The sequence below is a fragment of the Bifidobacterium asteroides genome, from assembly GCF_003202755.1.
Classification (GTDB): Bacteria; Actinomycetota; Actinomycetes; order Actinomycetales; family Bifidobacteriaceae; genus Bombiscardovia; species Bombiscardovia asteroides_F.
Window position 1 is genome coordinate 847,035 of the sequence record NZ_QGLK01000001.1, and the last position, 24,971, is coordinate 872,005.

Genomic DNA, 24,971 nt, shown 5'->3' on the forward strand with positions numbered 1-24,971 from the left:
GGACGGGGAGAGGAGTGTGACGCATATGGGCGATCCCTTGGATAATTTCTCCCCGCAGACGGCCGGCTGGTTCCGCCAGGCCTTTCCCGACGGGCCCACGCCGACCCAGATGCAGGCCTGGCCGGCCATCCGCTCAGGCGGTGATGCACTGATCATTTCGCCCACCGGGTCAGGCAAGACCCTGGCCGCCTTTCTTTGGGCCATCGACGAGCTCATGACCATGCCTCGGCGCTCTCGGAAGCCTGGGGTCGCCGTGCTTTACATTTCGCCCATGAAGGCCCTGGGGACGGATGTGGCCCGCAACCTGCAGGCTCCGCTGGACGGTATAGCCGAGCGATTCGGACAGCAGGGACACAAAGCGCCCAAGGTCCGGACGGGCATCCGCACCGGGGACACCGACGCCCGCGGCCGGAGGGCCCTGACCGCCCATCCCCCGGATATTATGGTCACCACCCCTGAATCCCTCTATCTGATGCTGACCTCCAAGGCAGCCAGCACGTTGAAGAATGTGCAGACCGTTATTGTGGACGAAATCCACGTTCTGGCGGGCAACAAGCGCGGGGCTCATCTGGCCCTGAGCCTGGAGCGGCTGGACGATCTGGTTGGGCAGCCCGTGCAGCGGATCGGCCTGTCGGCCACGGTACGGCCGCCCGAACAGGTGGCACGTTTTCTGGGCGGCAGCCGTCCGGTCAGCCTGATCCAGCCCAAGTCGTCCACGGCCATGGACCTGCGGCTGATCGAGCCCTTGGAGGACATGGGCGATCTGGCTGCACCGCCCGGCGAATCCGGCCAGAAGGGTCAGGAGGGCGACCAAAGAAGCGGATCCACCTGGCCAGCCGTCGAACGGGCCATTCTGGACCAGGTCCTGTCCCACCACACCACCCTGGTCTTCGTCAACTCGAGAGGTCTTGCCGAGCGCCTGACCGCCCGGCTGAATGACCTGCACCAGTCCGATCTGCAAGCGCCCAACCACCGTAGGCGAGGCAGCAGTGGGCAGGACCAGCCAGGTCTGTGCCCTGAAACAGACCGGACCACGGGCAGGGTTGTGCAGGCCAGGGAGCCCGCCCACTACGATTCGGCCATCGGGTCCACCTCCGAGAGAACATCCGGCCAGCCTGTCGACCAACCCATTGCCATGGCCCACCATGGCTCGGTGTCCAAGGAGCGCCGCCGCCAGGTGGAGGACGATCTCAAGGCCGGCAGACTGCGGTGCGTGGTGGCTACCTCCAGCCTTGAGCTGGGCATCGATATGGGCTCGGTCGATCTGGTCATCCAGGTCAACGCCCCGCTGTCGACCGCCTCGGGGCTGCAGCGGGTGGGCAGGGCCGACCATCAAGTGGGACGGGTATCGCAGGCCAGGCTTTTTCCCCTGACCCGCGGGCAGATCCTGGAGTGCACGGCCAGCATGGAAAGCATGGTCCAGGGCGACATCGAACCCACCGTCATGCCCGGTAGCCCCTTGGATGTTCTGGCCCAGCAGACGGTGGCCGCGGCCGCCATGGGGCCGCTCAAGGAGGGGGACTGGCTGGCCACGGTCAGACGGGCCGCGCCCTTCGCCCACCTGGACCAGCAGGTCTACCGGGCGGTGCTGGGCATGCTCAGCGGGGCCTACACCTCCCAGGACTTCACCGCCTTCCGCCCCATCCTGGTCTGGGACCACCAGACCGGTACCCTGACGGCCCGCCCCGGTGCACAACGACTGGCAGTGACCTCCGGAGGCACCATCCCCGACCGTGGCTCCTACAGTGTGGTCATGCCCTCAGAGGCCGCCGGCGGCAAGCCCCGCCGAGTGGGGGAGCTGGACGAGGAGATGGTCTACGAGTCCCGCAAGGGGGACGTGATCACCCTGGGCACCACCTCTTGGAGAATCCAGCAGATCACCCGCGACCGTGTGGTGGTGGTGCCCGCCCCGGGACGCTCAGCCAGGCTGCCCTTCTGGCACGGGGAGGGCACCGGCCGTGACCCCGCCTTCGGCCGTCGTCTGGGCAGGCTCGCCAGGGAACTGTCACAGGGCCTTATACCGGCGGTCCAGACCGCCTCCGGTCGACCGGGCTTCACTCGACCCGTCTGTTCTCGCCTGTTGGAGGACGGCCTGGACCGTCCTGCCATCAACAATCTGGCCACCTTTCTGGCCGAGCAGCAGGCCTCCACCGGCCGGGTGCCCGACGACCGGCATCTGGTGGTCGAGCGCTGCCCCAACGAGGAAGGCGACCTGAGGCTGATCCTCCATTCGCCATATGGTCGCAGGGTCAACGAGCCCTGGGCCCTGGCCATAGCCGCCCGGCTCTCCCGCGAGCGCGGCTACGACGGTTCCGTCTGGGCTGGGGAGGATGGCATCGTCGTGCAGATCCCGGGCACCGATGCCTTCCTGGAAGATCAGCGGATATTCGGATTCACCCCCGATCAGGTGGAGAGCGAGGTCCGACGGCATCTGGTTGGCTCTGCGCTCTTCCAGGCCCGTTTCCGCCAGTGCGCAGCCCGCTCGCTCTACATGCCCAGGATGGAGCCGGGCCGCAGGGTTCCGCTCTGGCAGCAGCGTCTGCGGGCCTCCCGTCTGCTGGACGCGGCCCTGAAGGAGGATGACTTCCCCCTGGTTCTGGAGACCATGCGCGAGTGCCTGCAGGATGTCTACGACATGCCTGCCCTGCGCGAGCTCATGGCCGACCTGGAGCAGGGGAGCGTCCGTCTGGTCCCGGCCTCCACCAAGACCCCCTCACCCATGGCCTCAGGACTGCTCTTCGGCTACCTGGGCACCTTCATGTACCAGTACGACATGCCCAAGGCCGAGCGCGACGCCGCCATGCTGGCCATCGACTCCGACCTGCTGGAGCAGATGGTCGGCCAGGTGGACATGGCTGACCTTCTGGACCAGGAGACCGTCGACCAGGTGATCGCGGATTTGCAGCGGCTTTCGCCCAGGACCCGGGCCAGGGGTGCCGAAGGACTGGCCGACCTTTTGCGCACCCTGGGCCCCATGGACCTGGCCGGGATTCGTCGGCGCATGCGCGGTCAGGAGGACGAATCGGTGACGGATGCGCAGGTCCGGGCCATGTTGGATGAGCTGCAGGCCCAGTCCAGGGTGGTCCAGGTCAGACTGGGCGCTCGTGACTGCTGGGTATGGGCCGGTCAGGCGGGGCGGCTGACTGCGGTCCTGGGGCCCGGCATCATCCATCCATCCGCCCAGCCGACAAAGCAATCTGAATCGGACAGCGAGGCCTTCGACCAGCTGGTCAGGCAATATGCTGCAGTCCATGGGCCGTTCACCACCCAGGACCTCGCCGGCCGCCTGGGTCTGGGCAGTGCGCTCTTGGAGGACAGACTGCGTTCCCTGGTCGCCCGCGAGCTGCTCATGACCGGTGTCTTCCCCCGTCCTGACCTGAGTGCCTATGGCGAGCCCGGATGGGAGGGAGGCGAACCCTGCCGAGGATGGCTGGATCCAGGGGTCTTCCGTCGGCTGCGCTCGCGGTCCCTGGACAAGGCCAGCAAGGCTGCCAGCCCCGTTCCCGGCCATGTCTACAGCGACTTTCTCCTTCACCGGCAGGGTCTGGCACCCCTTGGCCAGGAGCCGTTGATGGGCACCGAGGGACTGCTGGAGGTGGTTGCGCAGCTGGAGGGACTGAATCTGCCGCCCGCGCTCTGGGAGTCGGCCATCTTCCCGGCCAGGGTGCGTGATTACGGTCCCGCATTGATGGACGATCTGCTGGCCTCGGGCCAGGTGGTCTGGGTGGGGTCCGACCAGGGGGAGGGTCCGCTGGGCGCCATGACCTTTTATCTGGCCGAGGACCTGGATGAGGAGCTTCCGGCACAATCCAGCGGTTCTCCGTCGGTCACGGATGAGGTCGGCAAATCGAGCAACCCGGGCAACGGTGGCGATATGGAAGAGACCCTGCTGGATGTTCTGGCTGACGGGGGAGCCTACCGCTTCGATCGCCTTCTCCGCGCCTGCACCAGCCGGGGCGGGGATGGCATGGAGTCCCCTGATTCTAAAGCCCCCGACCAGGAGGCCCTGGCCCGTTCGCTCTGGGGGCTGGTCAGACGTGGACTGGTCACCAACGCCTCCCTGGCTCCGGTCCGGCGGCTGGTCCGAGGATCGGAACCGCAACGCTCGGGTAGGACCCGCCGTTTACCCCATGGACTGCGTGGACGCGGCAGGCCCTTGGGTCGCGCAGCCTTGACGCGTGTGGCCGGCTCATCAACGCTGTCAGCGGCTATGGAGGGGTTCTGGACTCTGGTTGCGGATGAGCGCGGAGCGGCAGAAGTTGCAGCGGGAACTGGCATGACCGATTCGAGCGACAGATCCAGAGGCGGCCAGGACGATGACCGGCAGCGGACCGTCCGCCTGGTCCACGAGGAGCGAGCCGTCCTGGACCGCTATGGGCTCCTGGCCCCGGTCCTGCCCGAAGTGCGGACCCTGCCCGGCGGATTCTCGGCCCTCTATCAGGTCTGCAGACACATGGAGGAGGCCGGCCAGCTGACGCGTGGGGTCATCGTCGACGGTTTCGGCGGCGCCCAGTTCGCCCCGCGGGAGGTGATCGACCAGCTCAGGGGCTTCCAAGAGGATGATCGCAATGATGACGGTGAAGGCGGATCGGGGCAGCGAACTGCCGAACCTGTGGTCATGGACGTGACCGATCCAGCCAACCTCTATGGCACGGCCCTTGCCTGGCCGACCACATCAGGGGATGCCGGCGGCCGGCCCGTTCGGCGGATGGGGAACCTCCTGGTGCAGAATAGAGGCCGCGCCCTGGTCTATGCGGCACCCAAGGGTCATCATCTCCTGGTCTTCGGTCAGCCCGAGCGTGGATTGCTGGAGGCCGCCTTCGCCCAGCTGGCCTCATGGCTGAGGCGGGGCGGGCAGGGACGCATCCTCTTCAGTGATGCCAATGGCCGGCCCCTGACCATGCGCGAACCGGTGGGCATGGCCCTGGCCGCCGCCGGATTCACGGCCGGGCCGGGCGGCATGGCCCTCTACTGAGTCTGTGCCGAGCGCCCTCAGGCCACGAAGGCGATGGGCGCTGCCAGCTCCTGGCCGGAGGCATCCCGGCGCATGTCCACGTCGGGCAGTTCGACCGGAGAACCGGCGGCGGTGCTGGCGTGCAGGGGCCAAGCGCCTACCCGTGCCAGCAGGAGGGTGTCCTGACCCTTGAGGAAGCGTTGGGAGCGCACGCCACCCGTGCCGCGGCCCTTGACCGGATACATCTCCAACGGGGTCAGCTTGCCCGACCCGTTCTCGGTGCCTGGAAGGGCCTCGGAGTCGCCGGCCACGGTCAGAACCACCGCCCCGGCCTGGGTGCTCATGCCATCCTCGCCGGTCTCCTGGTAGGTCCAGCCGATCTCCCCGGCCGGCACGACCGCGAAAGTGGCGACCTGGCAGCCCTGGGCCAGACGGATGCCAGCCATGCCTGCCGCATTGCGGCCCTGGGGTCGGACCTTGTCCCCGGTGAAGGTCAACAGGTTGGCATCCGAGGAGATGAACACCATGCGGTCCCCGTCCTGGCAGGGGGCTGCGAAGACCACTTGGTCGCCATCCTTCAGATCGATGACCGACCAGGAGTCCATGGTGGTAGGGGATTCGCGGTTCCAGCGCTTGACCGTGCCCAGCCGGGTGCCCAGGGCCAGGGGCCGGGAGTCGGCCATGTCGATGACGGTGACGGCGTGCTCGTCGGCCTGTGGCTCGGTGCTGGTGGTCCCGCCCAGGAGTTCGTCGGCCACGACGCCGCCGCTCAGGTTGGGGTTGGCGGTGGCCGGGATCAGCGGCAGGTCGGCCACAGGGGCCGTGATCAGCCGTCCAGCCGTGGTGACCAGGCCATAGGTGGCCAGGGTGGTGGTGGCGAATATGGCGATGATCTGGTCGTCGTGCCCCCTATCCTGGTTGCGTGGCCGGGTCCGCCAGGCATCCAGGGCGCCCGGAGTGCTGCGTGCCAGCAGGCCGGTGGCGCTCATCATGACCGTACAGGGCTTGTCCTCCATGTGCAGATCGCCGCCGTCTCCGCTGCGGCTGGTTCCTCCGCTTACCACCAGTGCAGCCTGTGGGCCAGCACTCACCTTGCCAGAGGTCTGCTGATCGCCGGCTGCTGCTGACTGCACGGGGGCCAGGTCTCCAGAGGGCTCCTGGTCTAGGATGACCGTGCGTCGGGGCGTGCCCCACTGTGCCACCGCCTGGTCCATCTCCTGGATGATCACCCGGTCCAGCTCGGCCGAGGAGTCCAGAATCCGCTCCAGTTCCTCCAGCTGCTTCTTGAGGTCGTCGCGCTCGCCCTCCAGCTCGATCCTGCTCATCTTGGTCAGCCGCCGCAGCCGCAGGTCGAGAATATACTGGGCCTGGGTCTGATCCAGGTCGAAGACCGCCATCAGCTTGGTCTTAGCCGCATCCGCGTCGTCCGAACTGCGGATGACCTGGATGACCTCGTCGATGTCGACCAAGGCCAGCAGGAGCCCTTCGACCAGGTGCAGACGCTCCAAGGCCTTCTTGCGGCGGAACTCGCTGCGACGGTGGATGACCGTCCGCCGGTGCTCCACCCAGACCTCCAGCAGCTCCTTGAGCCCCATGGTTCTGGGCCGTCCGTGGACCAGAGCCACGTTGTTGATGGTGAAGGAGTCCTCCAAGGGCGTGTACTTGAAGAGCTTGCCCAGGACCTTAGCCGGGTCGAATCCTGTCTTGATCTCGATGACCAGGCGGGTCCCGTTGTGCCGGTCGGTCAGATCGATGGCGCTGGAGATGCCTTCCAGCTTGTGGTTGCGCACCCCCTCGGAGATGCGCTCCAGAACCCGCTCAGGGCCCACCATGAAGGGCAGCTCGGTGACCACTATGGCCTTCTTTCGGGCGGTCACGTTTTCCAGGTGGGTGACGGACCTGGTCACAAAGGCCCCCCGGCCGTGCTCGTAGGCCTTGCGGATGCCGTCCCGCCCTACGATGATCCCGCCCCCGGGCAAATCCGGACCGGGTACATAGCGCATGAGTTCATCCAGCCCTGCGTCCGGGTGGGCCATCAGATACTTGGCGGCGGCCACCACCTCGCCCAGATTGTGGGTGATCATATTGGTGGCCATGCCCACGGCGATGCCTGAGGCTCCGTTGACCAGCAGGTTGGGGATGGCCGAGGGCAAGACCTGGGGCTCCTTGAGTTTGTTGTCGTAGTTGGGGGAGAAGTCCACCGTGTCCTGGTCGATGTCGGCGTTCATGCCCAGAGCCGCCGGGGCCAGCCTGGCCTCGGTGTAACGGGAAGCCGCCGGTCCGTCGTCCAAGGATCCGAAGTTGCCGTGGCCGTCGACCAGAGGCAGGCGCATGGCGAAGGGCTGTGCCAGGCGGACCATGGCCTCATATATGGAGGAGTCGCCATGGGGATGCAGCTTGCCCATGACCTCGCCCACGGCCCTGGCGGACTTCATGTATGGGCGGTCCGGATTGAGGTTCATCTGGCCCATTTGGTAGATGATCCGTCGCTGGACCGGCTTGAGTCCGTCTCGGGCATCGGGCAGGGCCCTGGCGTAGATGACCGAGTAGGCGTATTCCAGGAAGGACTTGCTCATCTCCTCGTTCAGAGGGGTTTCGACGATGTGCTCCTTGACCTGCCGGGGGTCGTACCCCGCCGCCTTGCTCCTGCGATGAGTTGCCATGCTCCAGCTCCTGCTCCTTCACGTTCCGCCTTATGATAACCGGACGGTCCGCCAAAGCGTGCCTGCTGGGTCCAGTGTCGGCCTGGGGTCTGACCGTGCTTGAATGGAAGACATGGGTCTGGATACACCTGACATGAAGGAACTGCTGGAGCCGAGTCTGCCTATCCAATACGGGGACCAGGCGGGGGACAATCATGTTGGCGGACCTCGGCATCTGTCTGCCGTCCTGCCCGCCCTGAGCGCATGCCTGGGAGTGCCTGTGGCCACCGACGTGCATCCGTCTGCAAAGGCCCTCCAGGAGGCCCTGGAACTGCCTGATGCCCGGTCGGTTGTCGTCGTCCTAGTGGATGGGCTGGGATTCTGGAACCTGGTCAGCCGTCAGGGCCATGTGCCCTACCTGCGCTCGCTGCTGTCCGAACCCATCAATCAGCGTCCCCTCTACACCAGTCTGCCCTCGACCACTGTGGCGGCTATGGGGGTATTCGGCACCGGAACCAGCCCTGGGCTGACCGGCATGACCGGCTATACCCAGCTGAACCCCGACACCGGCCAGCTTGGCCAGATGATCCAGTTCAGAGGGGCCCAGGACCCCGAACGTCTGCAACGCCGTCCAACTGTCTTCGAGACCCTCCAGGCGCAGGGGGTCAGGGTGACCTCTTCGGGCTTGCCGCGTTTTCGTGACTCAGCCCTGACCCGTGCGGCTCTGCGCGGCGGGGAGTACCTGGCCCACAACCACTCCCGCCAGCGCCTTCTGGCCGCCTGTGAGGCTGCCCGCCAGCCGGGGCTGACCTACCTCTACATCCGCGATGTGGACAAGGTGGGCCACCACAGCGGTTGGGAGGGCGAAGAATGGGTGGCCGCTCTCGAAGTGACCGATGCACAGCTGGCCGAACTTCATCGCCGCCTGCCAGCCGGGACTTTGACAGTGATCGTAGCCGATCACGGCATGGTCGAAACTGATCCGGATCAGCGCATTGACATCGCCCAGGACCCGGAGCTGAATCGGGATGTGCGACTGGTGGGCGGCGAGCCCAGGGCGGTCATGCTCTATCTGGACCAGGGGGCGGATTCTCGGGTCGTGGCCGCCCGTTGGCAGGAGCGACTGGGGGAGCGGGCCTGGGTGATGACCCGGGACCAGGCCATCGAACAGGGAATCTTTGGCCCTGTGGACGCTCGGATTCGCCCCATGATCGGCGACCTTCTGGTTCTGGCCGGTGACCGGGTCACTCTGGTGAATTCGGCCGATCAGACTGATGCGGCGACCAGGCTGCCTGGCGTCCACGGCTCTTGGACCCGTTTGGAGACGCAGATTCCCTGCCTAATCGATCTGGTCTGACCGCCTGGGATAAAGTGCTCAGCTACTTACCGAAGAGGATCTCGTCCCAACTGGGTACGGCCGACCGTCCGGAGTGCTTTTTGGCCCGTTTGCTGCGGCGACCCTCCTTGGGCTCGTCCTCCTGATCGTCCTGACTGGCATCATCGCTTTGATCCGGCTGCTGAAGCTGCTCCTGGTCAGCTTGGCTCTGTCCATGGTTCTGAACGGGCAAAACCATAGTGGACTCGGTGTCCCTGATTGGGGGATGCTCGGCCGTGTCAGGGTCCTCTGTCAGCTCGGCACGGGGGTGGTTGAGCTCTCGTTCGGTTGTCCGCTCCTGGCCTTCCTTGGGTTTGCCATAGAGCCAGGCCGTGAGCGCCGCCTGACGCTCACCATTTTCCTGGTCGCCCGTTTCACGGTCATCTTCCTCGTCTTCGATTTTGGCAAAGGTATCGTCCTGGGTTGGAGGGCGCCTGTCGGTCTGGTCGTCGATCTCTTCGGCGCGACCCTGGTCCCAGGCGGGCCGCTCCTGTCCATGGTCGTCTGCGGAATCGTCCAGCAGCATCCTGGCCGCCCCATTCAGGCAGGTCACGGTGTTGTCATGCATGTTCCAGGCCCAGTGGGCGTTGAAGATCCGCTTGTCCAAGGTAAACACCCCGTTGATATTCCAAGGTTCGTACCCTCGCCTGGTGGCCTGCCAGGAAACCTGTGCCAGACTGACCCCCGCACGGGCCAGTACTTTGCCTATCAGTTCCTGGTAGTTACGCCCGCCTGACCCCTTGGGCGCTGGCATGGTCAGGAACTGCTCGATGGCGTACTTCTTCTCGGTCTCCACCGGAGCCGCGAAACGCCGTACTAGCGCTTCGTTGACAGCGTATTGCTGTGCCACCTGCTCGGGGCGGGCGCCGGCGCGCACAGCCGCCTGAATGGCAGAGACAGGCAGTGGCTTGGACTTGCCAGTTTGGGGGTCCACGTCCTCTTCTTCCCTGACCTGCTTGGCCTCAAGAATGGCGCGATCAAGCGCATCGTCGACCTTTACGGCGAAGTGCCGGTGGTCACAGACGAAGACCAGATCGCCCCTGTCGTCGACATGGTCAAAGCTGGCCATCCTGGTCCCATTCTCAGACATGCACGCCCCTATCCTCTTACGGTTCCTTTACACGGCCTCAGGTATTTCCATTGTGCCCTACGGTTGGTATTTTACGTGCTTTTGAAATCGTGTATCCTATGCGCAGTACATATCGTGTGAAATGACCGGTATACGAGGTGGCTGGTCGAACAAGGAAAGGGTACACGATGGCACAGGATTACGATACCCCGCGAGACAAGGACGAAGACGAGGAATCCCTGCAGGAGCTTGGCAAAAGCGGCCAGGATGCCGGGGCTGACCTGGACGATGACGAGAACGCCATCGCCGAGGACTACGAGCTGCCTGGCGCGGACCTGAGCAATGAGGACTCTTCGGTGACTGTCATCCCCATGCAGGGCGATGAATTCATCTGCTCTAACTGCTTCCTGGTCAAGCACCGGAGCCAGCTGGCCTACACAACCCCCGACGGCAAGCCCGTCTGCAAGGAATGCGCCGCCTGATGGCCTATGACGAGTCCTACAACGAGCCCGAAACGGTCGAGGTCCTGTTCAAGTCCTTGGATGGGGCCGACGTACCCGAATACGCCATGCCTGGCGATGCCGGGGCCGATCTGCGAGCCAGGGTGGCTGTGGATCTGGCCCCCTTCCAGCGGGCGCTGGTTCCCACGGGAGTGGCCTTGGCCCTGCCCAACGGGTACGTCGGCCTGGTTCATCCTCGCTCGGGACTGGCAGTAAAAATGGGGGTGACCGTGCTCAACGCGCCCGGGACCATCGATTCAGGGTATCGGGGTGAGATCAAGGTGCCGTTGATCAACTTGGATCCGCATGAATCGGTCCACTTCGAACCGGGAGAGCGCATCGCCCAATTGGTCATCCAGCGCTACGTGCAGGCCCGCTTTGTGCCCGCCGAACGCCTGCCTGGCTCGGTGCGTTCAGATGGCGGATTCGGCTCGACTGGCCGCTAAAGCACTTTTCGGACACGGGCGGTCTGAATGGGCCAGGCGCAAGTGTAGGATTGGTGCATTATATCGGGATATTGGAGGCTTGAATGGTCACTCAGGAGGGCAGCGTCTGCAGCAATGATGTCGGCGACCAGGCCCCTTCTGGCCTGTCCTCCAGAGCCCTGGGGTGCGAGGTCAGCGACGATCCGCTCAACCCCCTGATGCCCATCTGGGAGATCTGCACCGCCCATCATCCCGGCGAGGATCTGTCCATGCTCCAGCGCGCCTACGACCGGGCCGTGGTCCAGCATGCCGACCAGAGGCGCAAGTCCGGCGAGCCCTACATTATCCATCCACTGGCTGTGGCACAGATTCTGGCCGACCTGGGCATGGGGCCCACTGTGGTCTCGGCCGGTCTGCTGCACGACACCGTGGAGGACACCGATTACACCCTGGAGCAGTGCCGGGACGAGTTCGGCGACACGGTTGCCGGCCTGGTGGACGGGGTCACCAAGATATCCAAGATGGACTACGGCGATTCGGCCCAGGCCGAGACCATCCGCAAGATGATTGTGGCCATGAGCCGGGATGTGCGCGTCCTGGTGGTCAAGCTGGCCGACCGGGTCCACAACGCCCGAACATGGCGCTATGTCAAGGCTGCATCAGCCCAGCGCAAGGCCCGTGAGACCCTGGACGTCTATGCACCCCTTGCCAACCGGTTGGGCATGAACGCCATCAAGACCGAGCTGGAAGAGCTCAGCTTCAAGACCCTCTATCCTAAGATCTACAACGAGATCGTAGTGCTGGTCTCCCGCAGGGCCGGCCAGCGGGAGGTCTACCTGCAGCAGATCCTGGACGAGATCCACGAGGATCTGGACGCCCAAGGCATCAAGGCTCAGGTGACCGGACGGCCTAAGGACTACTTCAGCATTTACCAGAAGATGATTGTGCGCGGGCACGATTTCGCCAACATCTATGATCTTGTCGGGGTGCGCATCATCGTGGACACCATTCGCGACTGCTATGCGGCCTTAGGTGCCGTCCATGCCCGGTGGAGCCCGGTGCCTGGGCGGTTCAAGGACTACATTGCCATGCCCAAGACCAATCGCTACCAGTCCCTGCATACCACGGTGGTGGGCCCGGGCGGCAAGCCAGTCGAGATTCAGATCCGCACCTGGCAGATGCATCGCCGCGCAGAGTTCGGCATCGCCGCCCACTGGAAGTACAAGGAGAACGGTTCTGCCGGCCGTGAGCTCTCCCAACCCGATAAGTCCGATGTCAAGCGTGAGCGCCAGGAGGGAGAGCTGAGCCAGGAAGACAATCTGACTTGGATCCAGCAGCTGGCTGACTGGACCAGCGAGACTCCGGACTCCAACGAGTTCTTGGGTTCCCTGAAGGACGATCTGGGCGCGGCCGAGGTCTATGTGTTCACGCCCAAAGGCAAGATCATCTCCCTGCCGGCCGATTCCACGCCCGTGGACTTCGCCTATGCCGTCCACACCGAGGTGGGCCACAGAACCATGGGCGCGCGTGTTAATGGCCGTCTGGTCCCTCTGGATACCAAGCTGCGCAACGGGGACACGGTGGAGATCCTGACCAGCAAGTCGGACACCGATGGGCCCTCGCGCGACTGGCTCAGCTTCGCCAAGAGCCCTCGCGCCCGTAGCAAGATCCGTCAGTGGTTCAGCAAAGAACGCCGTTCGGAGACTATCGAAGAGGGTAAGGACGAGCTGATCCGCGCCATGCGCAAGCGGAACCTTCCCGTGGCCACCCTGCTGACGCCCGAAGCCATGGTGGGGGCCGCCGACGAGCTCAACTATCCCAATGAGAAGGCGGTCTACGCAGCCATTGGTGACGGACAGGTATCCACCCAAAACGTGATTTCGCGGTTGGTCCATGACGCTGGTCGGTCGGCCCTTGAGGACGAGGTGGAGCAGGAGGCCATTCCCCTGCAGCGGGTCACCAAATCCAGTCGGCCGGAGACCTCCCAAGGGATCTCGGTCAAGGGCGTGGATGATGTCTGGGTCAAGCTGGCACGCTGCTGCACCCCAGTACCTGGAGACCCCATCACCGGGTTCATCACCCGCAATCAGGGGGTCTCGGTTCATCGGTCCGACTGCCAGAACCTTCTGGACCTGCGTAAGAAGCAGCCCGAACGGATCATTGAGGTCTCCTGGACGGGTAAACAGGGCACCTTCATGGTCCAGATCCAGGTGGAGGCCCTGGACCGGCCCCATCTGCTCTCAGACATCACCCAGGTGCTGTCCGACCACGGCGTCAATATCCTGTCTGGCAGCCAGTCTACCGGCCGGGACCGGGTGGCGGTCAGCCAGTTCGTCTTCGAGATGGGTGACCCCCAGCATCTGAACACGCTCTTATCGGCTGTCAGGAAGATAGACGGTGTCTTCGATGCTTACCGGCTGACCGGAGCCAAGGGCTCGACCAGTCCTCATATGCGGGCCATTTGACCTTTCCCCCAACCACCACTATGTCAGCTTTTCCTTCATACACTGACGACGGCATGTTCCAACTGTTTTGTCGAAGCGATCACCTGCTTTCAGTTTTTGAAAATTCGCTGGACTAAAGTCTGATAGATGGTTATAAACGGTGGTTATAGAAGGACCCCCGGTGGTCAATGACCTGGCCGGGGGTCTTAGCGGGAACAGCTGCAATCGATCAGCGCACGGCGTTCATCCACTGTTCCTTAGTGGCCTTTTCGGCTTCCAGCTCCTGCCTCTTGGCCGGATCCTGCTCAGCGGCAATCCGCCGATTCAAGTCCTCAAGCTGGGCGGCCAGCTGCTGCTCGAAGCTGGAGACGCGGGCATCGGCCTCGGGGTCGGACTGGTTCCAGGCCGCATCTTCCACGGCCTTGATTTGCCGGTCCACGGCATCCATCCTGCCCTCGATTCGGCGCACGTCGTCACGGGGGACGAAACCAATGGCGTCCCATTCCTCCTGAATCTTGGCCAGCTCCTGCCGGGCTTGCTTGGCGGCCTTGGAGTCCTTGACGGGCAGCAAGGCCTCGGCCTTGGCCACCAGGGCCTCCTTCTTGGTCAGGTTCTCGCGCTCGTTGACCGAGGTCTTGTCCCGGTCGGCCTGACGGGCGTTGAAGAAGACATCCGCGGCCTGACGGAACCGAGCCCAGAGGGCGTCGTCATCCTGACGTCCTGCACGCCCGGCCTGCTTCCAGCGGTCCATGAGTTCGTTGAACTGATGGGAGGTGGGTCCCCAGTCGGTGGAGTCCTTGATCTGGTCGGCCTCGGCGATGATTTCTTCCTTGATCCGCTTGGTCTCGGACCGCTGGGCATCACGCTGCTGGGCCCACTTGCGGCGGGCCTGGTTGAAGGTGGTGCGGGCGGAGGAGAAACGCTTCCAGAGCGCGTCCGCGTCGGCTTTGTCAATGCGGATGGTGGTGCGCTGGTGGTGCTGCCACTGCTCGAAGAGGGAACGGAACTTGTCTGCTGTGGATCGCCAGTTGGTGGAGTCGCCCAGGGAGGCTGCCAGCTCTTCGGCCTTCTCCACAATGGCGGTCCGCTCCTTGATGGCCTTGGCCATAGCGTCCTTGCGTGCCTGTGCCAGTTCAGCCTTGCGAGTCTGCCCCTTTTCAGCCAGCTGCTCCAGTTGCGTGCGCAGGGCGGCAAGGTCGCCGACTGCTTCAGGCTGACTGGTCTCCTCCTTGAGTGAGGTTATGGATTCGTCAATCTCGTGGGCCTTGATCTTGGGACTGCGCAGTCTGGAGGCGAATAGGTTCAGCTTCTCCTTGAGGTCCAAGTATCGGCGGGCGTAAAGGTCCAGGGCCTCCTTGGCATCAGCATTGGGGAACTGGCCTACTTGACGCTCCTGATCACCCTCGCGGACGAAGACGTTGCCCTGCTCGTCCACCCGGCCGAAGGCTTCTGCCTTGTCGATCTCCTCTTGGCTGTAGGTGGGAGCGGCCGGGGCGGCCTTGACGTGAGGGGCCTTGTGGGCCAGAGCCGCGGGGGAGGGAACCGCCTTGGGCTTGGGCGCAGCAGGTGTAGCTACCGGCGCGGGCGCTTCAGCAGTTGCAGGCTGTGGCTCAGCCGGTACCTGTGCGCTCTGGGTTGGTGCATCCTCAGTAGATGCGGTCTGTCCGGGGGCAGCCTGTTCCTGCCCGGCTTCGGGCGTTGTCGCAGCGGCGACCTGGCCCTCCGCGTCCGCGGTGTGCTCCTCCTGTGGTGTCGAGGTGTTCTCGGGTGTGACGGCGGTGTTGTCGGCCATGGCCAGCTCCTTAGGCTTGTGTGTTGGAGAGATCGCAAAATATGGCAATACCATTTTCCTTGACCTCCTATAGTATAGGTTCTTATGGCAAAAGGCACATCTCTATCCGGTTTCCCAGAATGGCTTCCTTCGCAAAGAGTGGTGGAGCAGCGCATCATCGACACGCTCCGTAAGGTCTTCGAATTGAACGGTTACATCGGCATTGAGACCAGAGCTGTAGAAGAGGGCTCCAGCCTGCTCAAGAAGGGGGAGACCAGCAAGGAGATCTACCTGCTCTCCCGACTGCAGGATCTGGGGCAGGAGAAGGATGTGCCAGTGGAGCGTCGGCTGGGCCTGCATTTTGACCTGACTGTGCCGCTGAGCCGTTATGTAGTGGAACACAGCAACGACTTGACCTTCCCCTTCAAGCGCTGGCAGATTCAGAAGGTCTGGCGGGGGGAGCGCCCTCAGGAGGGACGGTTCAGGGAGTTCGTCCAGGCTGATATTGATGTGATCGGCAACGGGGAGCTGCCCGACCACTATGAGGTCGAGGTACCCCTGGTCATGCTGAGCGCCCTGGAAGAGCTGCGGGCCTTTGGCCTGCCCAAGCCCACTGTGCACGCCAACAACCGCAAGCTTTCCGAGGGATTCTACCGGGGTCTGGGTCTGGAGGATGTCGAGGGCGTTCTACGTGAGATCGACAAGCTGGACAAGATCGGCTCTGATGAGGTGGCTAGCCTGCTGGTCAGTGAGTGCGGTGCCAATCAAGACCAGGCCAGGGCCTGCCTGGATCTGGCCGAGCTGACTGCCGACGATGGCAAGCAGCTGCGTCAGCGGTTCGACGCCCTGGTTGACAAGGTTGGCATTGACAAGCAGTCTCCTTCTTATGCTCTGGCCATTGAGGGGCTGGAGACTCTGGCAATGATCATCGACGAGGCCGCCCGCATCCGGCCGGGCTCGGTCATCGCCGACCTGAAGATCGCCCGTGGGCTGGACTACTACACCGGCTCGGTCTACGAGACCTTCCTAGAGGGGGCGCAGTCCTTGGGCTCTATTTGCTCCGGCGGCCGTTACGACAACCTGGCCAGCCAGGGCAACCGCACTTATCCAGGCGTGGGGCTGTCCATTGGGCTTTCCCGTCTGCTCTCCTATCTGCTGGCCCAGGGGGTCCAGGCCTCAAGGGTCTCCCCGGCGGCGGTTATGGTCGCTGTCTGGGACGAGGAGGATCGCACCATCAGCAACCACATCGCCCAGGACCTGCGTGCCAAGGGGATCGCTGCTGATGTGTCACCCACTGCAGCCAAGATCGGCAAGCAGATCCGCTATGCCGACCACCTGGGCATTCCCTATGTTTGGTTCCCAGCCAAGGATGGCCAGCAGGAGGGCGACCAGGTCAAGAACATCATCACCGGCGAACAGATTCCGGCTGACCTGGTGTCGTGGACGCCGGATAGCCTGTATGCCCGGCAGAGTGTGGAATACCAGGCCTGACGCAGGGGCAGGCCGAGCATTATGGAGGTACAGGAGAGCATGGGCCAGTCGGCTTACAGAACGAGCTACGCCACGGATGTCACTGAAGATATGGTCGGTCGCCAGGTCACGGTGGCCGGATGGGTGGATCGCCGCCGTGATCACGGAGGTGTGGCTTTCATTGACCTGCGTGACCGCTCTGGTCTGGTGCAGATCGTCATCTACGACGAGGAAGAGGCCCGGCCACTGCGCAGCGAGTATGTGATCCAGGTCACCGGCAAGGTTCGCGAACGTCCCGAGGGCAATGACAACGAGCACCTGTCCACCGGGCACATCGAGATCGTTGCCGACAAGATTGAGGTACTGGCCAAGTCGGCCGCCCTGCCCTTCCAGGTGTCCACAGCCCTGGAGAACGAGGCCGAGAACAAGCTGCCAGGCGAGGATGTGCGGCTGCGCTACCGTTATCTGGACCTGCGTCGGCCCTCCATGCAGCACAACATCCGACTGAGGGCCGCCATGAACCGTGCCGCCCGTGCTGCCTTGGACAAGATGGACTTCTGCGAGATTGAGACACCAACCCTGATTAAGTCCACCCCTGAGGGTGCCCGCGACTTCCTGGTGCCGGCCCGTCTGGTGCCCGGGTCCTGGTACGCCCTTCCGCAGTCCCCTCAGCTGCTCAAGCAGCTGCTGATGGTGGGTGGCTTCGAGCGTTATTACCAGATTGCCCGTTGCTACCGCGACGAGGATTTCCGTGCTGACAGGCAGCCCGAGTTCACGCAGCTGGACATCGAGATGAGCTTCGCCTCCCAGGAGGACGTTATGGCCATGGCCGAGCAGGTCATTGCCGAGGTCTGGAAGGCTGCGGGATTCGAGGTGACCCTGCCCATCCCCAGGATCAGCTGGCAGGAGGCCATGGACAAGTATGGCTCCGACAAGCCTGACCTGCGCTTCGGTAACCCCATCGTCGAGCTGACCGAGTACTTTAAGGACACACCCTTCCGAGTTTTCCAGGCCCCCTATGTGGGTGCCGTGGTCTATCAGGGCGCGGCCAATCTGCCCCGCAGGCAGTTCGACGCTTGGCAGGAGTGGGCCCGCCAGCGGGGAGCTAAGGGTCTGGCTTACGTCCAGTTCACTGGCGATGGCACCCTCAAGGGCCCGGTGGCCAAGAACCTGTCCGATGCCGAGCGCCAGGGTCTCAAGGAGGCTGTGGGCGCTTCGGACGGGGATGCCGTCTTCTTCGCAGCCGGACCCCGCGAGGCCTCACAGACCCTGCTGGGTGCGGCCCGCGTGGAGATCGCCCGTCGCCAGGGGTTGCTCAAGCCCGACGAATTCGCCCTGACCTGGGTGGTGGACTTCCCGCTCTTCAAGCCCACCGACGATCCGGACGACGACGATGTGGCTGTGGGCCATTCCAAGTGGACCTCCATGCACCACCCCTTCACCATGCCCTCGGCTGACTGGATCGACCGCTTTGACAAGGATCCCGAGCACGCCATGAGCGACTCCTACGATATCGTCTGCAATGGCGAGGAGATAGGCGGCGGCTCGGTGCGTATCCACCGTGACGACATCCAGGACCGGATCTTCAAGGTGCTGGGCATCGGTCCCGAGGAGGCCCAGGAGAAGTTCGGCTTCCTGCTGGATGCCTTCAAGTACGGCGCTCCGCCCCACGCAGGCATCGCCTTCGGCTGGGACAGGACCGCCCAGATCCTGACGGGAGCGGACTCCATCCGCGATGTCATCGCCTTCCCCAAGTCCGGCGGCGGACAGGATCCCATGACCGGTGCTCCTGCGCCTATCTCCGACCAGCAACGCGCCGAGACCGGCGTGGACTGGGAGCCGGATCAGGAGGATGCCGACTGAGCGCATTCCGTCGCTGATAGACGAGAGACTACAAGGCCTGGAATCCTGCGGGGTTCCGGCCTTATTGTTTATAAACTATTACGCGCGGACGAACCAATTGGCAAGGGTAGGCCAGAGGCTCCGCTTTTCAGGAGAACCGTTTCTATGGCCGTTACGCAACAAAGGATGAGTAAACTGCCCAATATGAGCGAAACAACCAAACAGCCGTCGGAGCGGATTCTTCCAGAGAAACCGGTCTCTGATCTCCCCGTCAAGGACAAGTCCGGGCCGCTGGTCGAGCTGGCCCACGTCGAGAAGCATTTTGGCAGCCTGCACGTCCTCAAGGACATCAACCTGCAGGTCGATACCGGCGAGGTGCTGGTGGTGGTCGGCCCCTCAGGCTCCGGCAAGTCTACCATGTGCCGGACCATCAATCGCCTGGAGTCCATCGACTCCGGTGTGATCAGAATCGAGGGTGAGCCCCTGCCTCAGGAGGGACGAGACCTGGCTCGGCTCAGGGCCGAGGTGGGCATGGTCTTCCAGTCCTTCAACCTGTTCGCCAACAAGACCATCCTGGAGAACATGACCCTGGCGCCCATCAAGGTGCGCCACATGCCCAAGAAGGATGCCGAGGACCTGGCCATGGACCTCCTGGCCCGTGTGGGTGTGGAATCCCAGGCCTCCAAGATGCCATCCCAGCTCTCAGGCGGCCAGCAGCAGCGTGTGGCAATCGCCCGCGCCCTGGCCATGCAGCCAAAGATCATGCTCTTCGACGAGCCCACATCAGCGCTGGACCCAGAGATGGTCAACGAGGTGCTGGACGTGATGATTGAGCTGGCCCAGGAGGGCATGACCATGATCTGCGTTACCCACGAGATGGGCTTTGCCCGTCAGGCCGCCGACCATATCGTCTTCATGGCCGATGGACGCATCCTGGAGAAGGACAACCCCGACGACTTCTTTGACCACCCCAAGACCCAGCGGGCCGCCGACTTCCTGTCCAAGATCCTGACCCACTGAAGCAGGAGGGAAGCATATCCGCATGAATGCAAATTTGCATGGCATGGGCCGGCCGCTGAAACGTCTGGTCAGGAATCTGACCGCAATTCTGTGCGCCCTGGGTTGCCTGGTCTCCCTGGCGGCCTGCGGCTCCGACAAGGAGGCAGGCAAGATCCGCGTGGGCATCAAGTTCGACCAGCCCGGCCTGGGCTTCAAAAAGGCCGGGACCTATGTGGGCTTCGACGTGGATGTGGCCACCTACATCGCCGGCAAGCTGGGATACAGCGCCGACGACATCGTCTGGAAGGAGGCCCCCTCCAAACAGCGTGAGGCCATGCTCCAGAACGGCGACGTGGACATGATCCTAGCCTCTTATTCAATAACCGACGAGCGCAAGCGGGCCGTCTCCTTCGCCGGACCCTACATTGTAGCCGGCCAGGACCTGCTGGTGCGCAAGGAGGACCATCATATCCGCGGCCCCGAGGACCTCAACGGCAAGCGGCTGTGCTCGGTGACCGGATCCACCTCGGCCGTCACCGTCAAGAAACGGTTCGCCAAGGAGGTCCAGCTGATGGAGCAGCCGGGCTATGCCGAATGCGCCACCGCCCTCTTCTCCGGCATCGTCGATGCAGTCACCACTGACGACATCATCCTGGCCGGTCTGGCCTCCGCCTCCCGTGGGAGGCTGCGGCTGGTGGGCAAGCCTTTCACCCAGGAGTACTACGGCGTAGGCATCAAGAAAGGAAATACCAAGCTGGCCCATAAGATCAACGCCGCTCTGGCTGACATGGAGGCCAACGGCTCTTGGCAGCGGGCGCTTGAGAACAACACCCGGGGCACCCATTACAAACCCGACCCGCGCTTCAACCCGCCCAGGCCCAAGGAAGGGGAGTGAGATGTCAACCATCATCGAACTGTTCACCGACTACGACATCCCGGCAGCTTTCTGGGTCAACATCCAGCTGACCCTCTGGTCGGCACTCTTCTCGCTGATCCTGGGTATCATCCTGGTGATCATGCGCATCTCGCCCATCTCCTCCCTGCGGGCCGTCGGCCGCGGGTACGTGGAGTTCTTCCAGAACATGCCTTTGACCATCATCATGGTCTTCATGGTCCTGGGGGCCTTCGCCCAGCTCAAGATCAGCTTCTCGCCGGAATTCTCCGTCAACTTCTTCTGGTTGGCAGTGACGGGCCTATCCCTGTATACGGCAGCCTTCGTCTGTGAGTCCCTGCGCTCGGGCATCAACACGGTGCCTCTGGGCCAGGCCGAGGCGGCCCGTGCCCTGGGGCTGAGCTTCTTCCAGTCGGCCTCGCAGATCATTCTGCCCCAGGCCTTCCGCGGTTCAGTGGCGCCCCTGGGCAACACCTTCATCGCCTTGCTGAAGAACTCCACTGTGGCTGCAGCGGCCTCCGTGGCCTCGGAGAGCTCCTCCCTGATGAGCGAGATGATCGAGTTCCACGCCAACGCCATCGTGGCCATCTTCCTGATTTTTGCTCTGGGATACGTGATCCTGGTTCTGCCCATCGGGGCTTTGACCACGTACCTGTCCAACAAGCTGGCAGTGAGGAGGTGAGCGGCCATGGCACAGGACAATGAGAGCTCGCTGCTCTTCGATCAGCCTGGTCCTAAGGGCCGGCGCACCATACGAATCGCCAACTGGATAGCTGCTGTCATATTCGCCATAGTGGTCATCATGGTGCTGATGCGGCTGCACAATCCTCCGGACGGTGAAAACCAGCTCAGCTGGGAGCTTTGGCGCCCGGCTTTGGACTATGAGGCCTGGTCCGACTTCTACCTGCCCGGGCTCTGGCTGACCATCAAGGCCTCAGTAGTTGCAGTGATCGGCTCGGTCATCTTTGGGTTCATCTTCGGCATCGGCCGTCTGTTGCCCAACGGTCTGGTAAGGGTAGTCTCAGGCATTATCGTGGAGTTCTGCCGGGCCGTCCCGGTGCTGATGATGATGATCTTCTTCTGGCGTTGGTTCGCCTTTGCTGGAGTCAGCCAGGCCTCCTATTGGGCCGTCGTGCTGGGTCTGATCCTCTACAACGGCTCCGTGGTGGCCGAGCTCATCCGTTCGGGCGTGGGCAATCTGCCCAACGGCCAGCGTGAGGCTTCTTTGGCTCTGGGGCTGACCAGGACCCAGTCGCTGATGCAGATCGAGGTTCCCCAGGCTGTCTATGCCATGCTGCCGGCGGCCGTAACCCAGCTGGTCGTGGTCCTCAAGGACACGGCTCTGGGCTCCATCATTATGTATACGGATCTGCTGCAGGAGTCCCGTCGTCTGGGCTCCATGTACTTCAACATCCTGCAGACCCTGGTGGTGGCCTCGGTGGTCTACTTCTTCGTCTGCTTCCTGCTGTCGCATTTCGCCCGCTGGTTGCCCAAGAAGATGCAGGAGCGCACCGCTGCCCCAGCCGACTTCGTGGAGCCGGCCGCGCCCGTGGCCATCATGGATCCCTCCAACGTCAACCAGATAGCCGTGGCCAAGGAGGTGGACGAGGACCGGTACGGCGGCGCGCCGCTGCAGTACCATGCACATCACCGTGGATCGAACGCCTCCATCCAGCACTGGAGGAAGACCCGTTACATCCAGGGCTATGACAGGACCCAGCCCGACACGCTGGTCGATCCGCACAAGGCGAGCCTGGAGATTCCCGACTTCCTCAAGCCCGGACGCGGCAGCCGCTCCGGCGGCGAGCAGAAAGCCGAGGGCAAGACCGGGAAGGATGACAAAGGCGGTAGCAGCAAAGACGGCAAGAACAGGAGCTGACTGAAAGCTCCTGGTTTCTTTCCCGGTCTCCGGACTCAAGGAAACGAAGCCAGTCTATCCGGCCGGACTTGTGTGCCTTGCCGGATAGACTGGTGGACATGGTCCAAGAACATGCTGATTCCCCAACCGCCTCAACCGACCAGCCTCCATCCCTGGGCGACCTGGTCCCTGAGGCGGGAGGTCCCCGCAACCTGACCGAGGATCAGATCTATGACCGCTTCTTCTCCTGGGTGGCTTCCCGAGGCATCACCCCCTGGCCGCATCAGGAGGAGGCCGTCCTCTCCTTGGTTTCAGGCGACCATGTGATTCTGTCGACCCCGACCGGCTCGGGCAAGTCCATGGTGGCCCTGGCCATGCACTTCATCGCCCTGTGCACTGGACGGCGCTCCTATTACACGGCTCCCATCAAGGCCCTGGTATCCGAAAAGTTCTTCGACCTGGTTTCGGTTCTGGGCCGTGACCGGGTGGGTATGATCACCGGCGACACCCACATCAACACGGATGCCCCGGTCATCTGCTGCACGGCCGAGATCCTGGCCAACCAGGCCTTGAGGGAGGGCAGGCATGCCGACATCGGTTGCGTGGCCATGGATGAGTTCCACTATTACGGGGATCCGGACCGAGGTTGGGCCTGGCAGGTACCCCTGCTGACCCTGCCCGATGTGCAGTTCCTGCTCATGTCGGCCACCCTGGGCGACGTGGACCAAATCGCCCAGGACCTGGAACGCAAAACCGGGGTGGGGGTGGACATCGTCGCCGATGCCCCACGACCGGTGCCTCTGGACTACCGTTATGTGGACACCCCATTGCCCAACACTGTGGAGTCCTTGCTGGCCGATGGGGATTCGCCGGTCTACATTGTTCACTTCTCCCAGGATGCCGCCCTGGAGACGGCCCAGGCCTTGTCCAGCACGGGGGTCTCCGACCGGGGCCAGCGGGACCGGATCAAGGAGGCCATGGCCGGCACCCGCTTCACCACGGCCTTCGGTAGGATTCTGCAGCGGCTGTTGCGCACCGGGGTCGGGGTCCACCATGCGGGCATGCTGCCCCGGTATCGGCGTCTGGTGGAGCAGCTGGCCCAGGATGGCCTTCTGCCGGTCATCTGTGGCACGGACACCCTGGGGGTCGGCATCAATGTGCCCATCCACACGGTCCTGCTGACCGGGCTGACCAAGTTCGACGGCTACAGGATGCGTCGCCTGAGGGCTCGGGAATTCCACCAGATTGCTGGCAGGGCCGGGCGCATGGGCTTCGATACCAGCGGGCTGGTCGTGGCCGAGGCCCCCGAATACGAGATTGAGAACGCCAGGGCCGTGGCCAAGGCTGGCAACGACCCCAAGAAGCTCAAGCGGATCAAACGCAAGAAGCCACAGGAGGGGTTCGTAACCTGGGGCAAGGGAACCTTCGACAAGCTGATCGAGGCCCGTCCCGAGACCCTGACGCCGCACCTGAAGATCTCCCATGCCATGGTGCTCAACGAGGTCGACCAGGGCGGGGATGCCAGGAGACGGGTGGAGGACCTGATCGAGGACTCCCGTCAGACACCGCAGCAGAAGGAGCATCTGCAGGACCGGGCCGACGAGATCTTCCAGACCCTGACCGACACCGGGGTCATCGAGACCGAACGGAACCCCGACGGCGGCCTGGACTACTTCACGACCGTGGACCTGCCCGAGGACTTCGCCCTGGACCAGCCCCTCTCGCCCTTCCTGCTGGCCGCCCTGGAGCTGCTGGATCCCGAGGACCCTGACTACGACATGAATCTGCTCTCCATGGTCGAGGCCACCCTGGAGGATCCCCGGCAGATTCTCAAGGCCCAGCAGCGGCAGGCCCGTGACGCGGCCATCCAGCAGATGAAGGAGGATGGCCTGGAGTACGAGGAACGGATGGAGCGCCTGCAGGAGGTGACCTGGCCCAAGCCCCTGGAGGAGCTGCTGGGGGAGGCCTTCGACCGCTACCGTCGGGATGTTCCCTGGGCCAACGACTATGAGATCCATCCCAAGTCCGTTCTGCGGGACATGATCGAGACGGCCTCGGACTTCAATGGCTACATCGCCCGCTACGGAATATCCCGGTCGGAGGGGACCCTGCTGCGATACCTGTCCGATGCGTATCGGGCGCTCAGCAGGACGGTTCCCGAAGAGTTCATGGATGAGCGGCTGGAGGACATCCTTGCCTGGCTGGGACTGATCGTGCGCTCGGTGGACTCCAGCTTGGTGGATGAGTGGGAGGCCGCTGGCAGGGCTGAAAACGGCGAGGTCGCAAGCGGTCTGGATGCCGCTCCGCCCCAGGTGGAAAACCAGGTGGTGGCGGACCGGCGTGGGCTGACCCTGCTGGTGCGCAACGCCATGTTCCAGCGGGTGGAGCTGGTAGCAGCCGACCGGCCGGAGGCCCTGGCTGATCTGGACGCGGACTGGGGCTACGGCCTGCGGGCCTGGAGCGACGCGCTTGACGACCTCTATGAGGACCATGAGCAGATTCTGACCGATGCCCAGGCCAGGTCCTCGGACTTCTTCAGCCTGGATGACCGGGACGAGCGTCAGGGACACACCTGGCGGGTCCAGCAGATCTTCGACGATGTGGAGGGGGAGCGCGACTGGGGCATCGCCGGCATCGTGGACCTGGACGCCACCCAAGAGAGCGGCCAGGTGGTCTTCAAGGAATACCGGGTGGGTCCCATCGAGGAACTGATGGACCTCTAGACCCGGG

15 protein-coding genes are annotated in these 24,971 nt (G+C 63.7%); 12 read left to right on the forward strand and 3 right to left on the reverse strand.

What is annotated here, in order from left to right:
• Positions 1-25 precede the first annotated feature (25 nt).
• Positions 26-4,975, forward strand: coding sequence for an ATP-dependent helicase (locus DKK74_RS03120; protein WP_110412699.1), 4,950 nt, complete (start codon positions 26-28; stop codon positions 4,973-4,975).
• Between the two features lie 17 nt (positions 4,976-4,992).
• On the opposite strand, the gene DKK74_RS03125 is transcribed toward DKK74_RS03120, so the two are convergent.
• A complete protein-coding gene (locus DKK74_RS03125) occupies positions 4,993-7,617 on the reverse strand; it encodes a DNA gyrase/topoisomerase IV subunit A (RefSeq protein ID WP_110412700.1) in 2,625 nt (874 codons plus the stop codon).
• 112 nt (positions 7,618-7,729) lie between these two features.
• Here DKK74_RS03125 and DKK74_RS03130 point away from each other — a divergent pair, with 112 nt between their 5' ends.
• Complete coding sequence (locus DKK74_RS03130; RefSeq protein WP_110412701.1) at positions 7,730-8,953, forward strand: alkaline phosphatase family protein; 1,224 nt, start codon at positions 7,730-7,732, stop codon at positions 8,951-8,953.
• Positions 8,954-8,975: 22 nt separating this feature from the next.
• Here DKK74_RS03130 and sepH read toward each other — a convergent pair whose 3' ends face one another.
• Complete coding sequence (gene sepH / locus DKK74_RS03135; protein ID WP_110412702.1) at positions 8,976-10,061, reverse strand: septation protein SepH; 1,086 nt, start codon at positions 10,059-10,061, stop codon at positions 8,976-8,978.
• A gap of 167 nt (positions 10,062-10,228) precedes the next feature.
• On the opposite strand from sepH, the gene DKK74_RS03140 reads away from it, so the two are divergent.
• The 3 genes from DKK74_RS03140 to DKK74_RS03150 all read left to right on the forward strand — a co-directional run bounded on the left by DKK74_RS03140 (position 10,229) and on the right by DKK74_RS03150 (position 13,430).
• A complete protein-coding gene (locus DKK74_RS03140; RefSeq protein ID WP_024627827.1) occupies positions 10,229-10,522 on the forward strand; it encodes a DUF4193 domain-containing protein in 294 nt (97 codons plus the stop codon).
• Entirely contained in the window at positions 10,522-10,986 is a 465-nt protein-coding gene (gene dut, locus DKK74_RS03145; protein ID WP_110412850.1) for a dUTP diphosphatase, read from the forward strand. Before DKK74_RS03140 ends, dut begins: the two co-directional genes overlap by 1 nt.
• 83 nt (positions 10,987-11,069) lie before the next feature.
• The gene (locus DKK74_RS03150; protein ID WP_258334425.1) at positions 11,070-13,430 is read left to right on the forward strand and encodes a RelA/SpoT family protein; all 2,361 of its coding nucleotides are present in this window, start codon (positions 11,070-11,072) and stop codon (positions 13,428-13,430) included.
• Between the two features lie 208 nt (positions 13,431-13,638).
• On the opposite strand, the gene DKK74_RS03155 is transcribed toward DKK74_RS03150, so the two are convergent.
• Positions 13,639-15,201 carry a DUF349 domain-containing protein gene (locus DKK74_RS03155; RefSeq protein WP_110412703.1) on the reverse strand — a complete coding sequence of 521 codons (1,563 nt, stop codon included), beginning with the start codon at positions 15,199-15,201 and terminating at the stop codon, positions 13,639-13,641.
• An 84-nt stretch (positions 15,202-15,285) separates the two neighbouring features.
• Here DKK74_RS03155 and hisS point away from each other — a divergent pair, with 84 nt between their 5' ends.
• From hisS to DKK74_RS03190, 7 genes are all read left to right on the forward strand, one after another.
• Positions 15,286-16,671: a histidine--tRNA ligase gene (gene hisS, locus DKK74_RS03160; protein WP_110412704.1), complete on the forward strand. Its 1,386-nt coding sequence runs from the start codon at positions 15,286-15,288 to the stop codon at positions 16,669-16,671.
• 39 nt (positions 16,672-16,710) lie between these two features.
• Positions 16,711-18,513 carry an aspartate--tRNA ligase gene (gene aspS, locus DKK74_RS03165; protein WP_110412852.1) on the forward strand — a complete coding sequence of 601 codons (1,803 nt, stop codon included), beginning with the start codon at positions 16,711-16,713 and terminating at the stop codon, positions 18,511-18,513.
• A 144-nt stretch (positions 18,514-18,657) separates the two neighbouring features.
• Positions 18,658-19,512, forward strand: a complete 855-nt coding sequence (locus DKK74_RS03170; protein WP_375537544.1) for an amino acid ABC transporter ATP-binding protein — start codon at positions 18,658-18,660, stop codon at positions 19,510-19,512.
• A gap of 43 nt (positions 19,513-19,555) precedes the next feature.
• On the forward strand, positions 19,556-20,386 hold the full coding sequence (locus DKK74_RS03175; RefSeq protein ID WP_110412854.1) for a glutamate ABC transporter substrate-binding protein: 831 nt from the start codon (positions 19,556-19,558) through the stop codon (positions 20,384-20,386).
• A gap of 1 nt (position 20,387) precedes the next feature.
• Entirely contained in the window at positions 20,388-21,065 is a 678-nt protein-coding gene (locus DKK74_RS03180; protein WP_110412705.1) for an amino acid ABC transporter permease, read from the forward strand.
• Positions 21,066-21,071: 6 nt separating this feature from the next.
• On the forward strand, positions 21,072-22,262 hold the full coding sequence (locus tag DKK74_RS03185; protein WP_110412706.1) for an amino acid ABC transporter permease: 1,191 nt from the start codon (positions 21,072-21,074) through the stop codon (positions 22,260-22,262).
• Between the two features lie 98 nt (positions 22,263-22,360).
• Positions 22,361-24,964: a DEAD/DEAH box helicase gene (locus tag DKK74_RS03190; protein ID WP_110412855.1), complete on the forward strand. Its 2,604-nt coding sequence runs from the start codon at positions 22,361-22,363 to the stop codon at positions 24,962-24,964.
• Positions 24,965-24,971: the final 7 nt, after the last annotated feature.

What these genes read in the sequence shown, in the direction of transcription:
- DKK74_RS03120 (WP_110412699.1), top strand. Translation starts at nt 26, where the DNA reads ATGGGCGATCCCTTGGATAATTTCTCCCCGCAGACGGCCGGCTGGTTC.
- DKK74_RS03130 (WP_110412701.1), top strand. Translation starts at nt 7,730, where the DNA reads ATGGGTCTGGATACACCTGACATGAAGGAACTGCTGGAGCCGAGTCTG.
- dut (WP_110412850.1), top strand. Translation starts at nt 10,522, where the DNA reads ATGGCCTATGACGAGTCCTACAACGAGCCCGAAACGGTCGAGGTCCTG.
- DKK74_RS03170 (WP_375537544.1), top strand. Translation starts at nt 18,658, where the DNA reads ATGGCCGTTACGCAACAAAGGATGAGTAAACTGCCCAATATGAGCGAA.
- hisS (WP_110412704.1), top strand. Translation starts at nt 15,286, where the DNA reads ATGGCAAAAGGCACATCTCTATCCGGTTTCCCAGAATGGCTTCCTTCG.
- DKK74_RS03190 (WP_110412855.1), top strand. Translation starts at nt 22,361, where the DNA reads ATGGTCCAAGAACATGCTGATTCCCCAACCGCCTCAACCGACCAGCCT.
- DKK74_RS03180 (WP_110412705.1), top strand. Translation starts at nt 20,388, where the DNA reads ATGTCAACCATCATCGAACTGTTCACCGACTACGACATCCCGGCAGCT.
- DKK74_RS03185 (WP_110412706.1), top strand. Translation starts at nt 21,072, where the DNA reads ATGGCACAGGACAATGAGAGCTCGCTGCTCTTCGATCAGCCTGGTCCT.
- DKK74_RS03155 (WP_110412703.1), bottom strand. Translation starts at nt 15,201, where the DNA reads ATGGCCGACAACACCGCCGTCACACCCGAGAACACCTCGACACCACAG.
- sepH (WP_110412702.1), bottom strand. Translation starts at nt 10,061, where the DNA reads ATGTCTGAGAATGGGACCAGGATGGCCAGCTTTGACCATGTCGACGAC.
- aspS (WP_110412852.1), top strand. Translation starts at nt 16,711, where the DNA reads ATGGGCCAGTCGGCTTACAGAACGAGCTACGCCACGGATGTCACTGAA.
- DKK74_RS03140 (WP_024627827.1), top strand. Translation starts at nt 10,229, where the DNA reads ATGGCACAGGATTACGATACCCCGCGAGACAAGGACGAAGACGAGGAA.
- DKK74_RS03175 (WP_110412854.1), top strand. Translation starts at nt 19,556, where the DNA reads ATGGGCCGGCCGCTGAAACGTCTGGTCAGGAATCTGACCGCAATTCTG.
- DKK74_RS03125 (WP_110412700.1), bottom strand. Translation starts at nt 7,617, where the DNA reads ATGGCAACTCATCGCAGGAGCAAGGCGGCGGGGTACGACCCCCGGCAG.
- DKK74_RS03150 (WP_258334425.1), top strand. Translation starts at nt 11,070, where the DNA reads ATGGTCACTCAGGAGGGCAGCGTCTGCAGCAATGATGTCGGCGACCAG.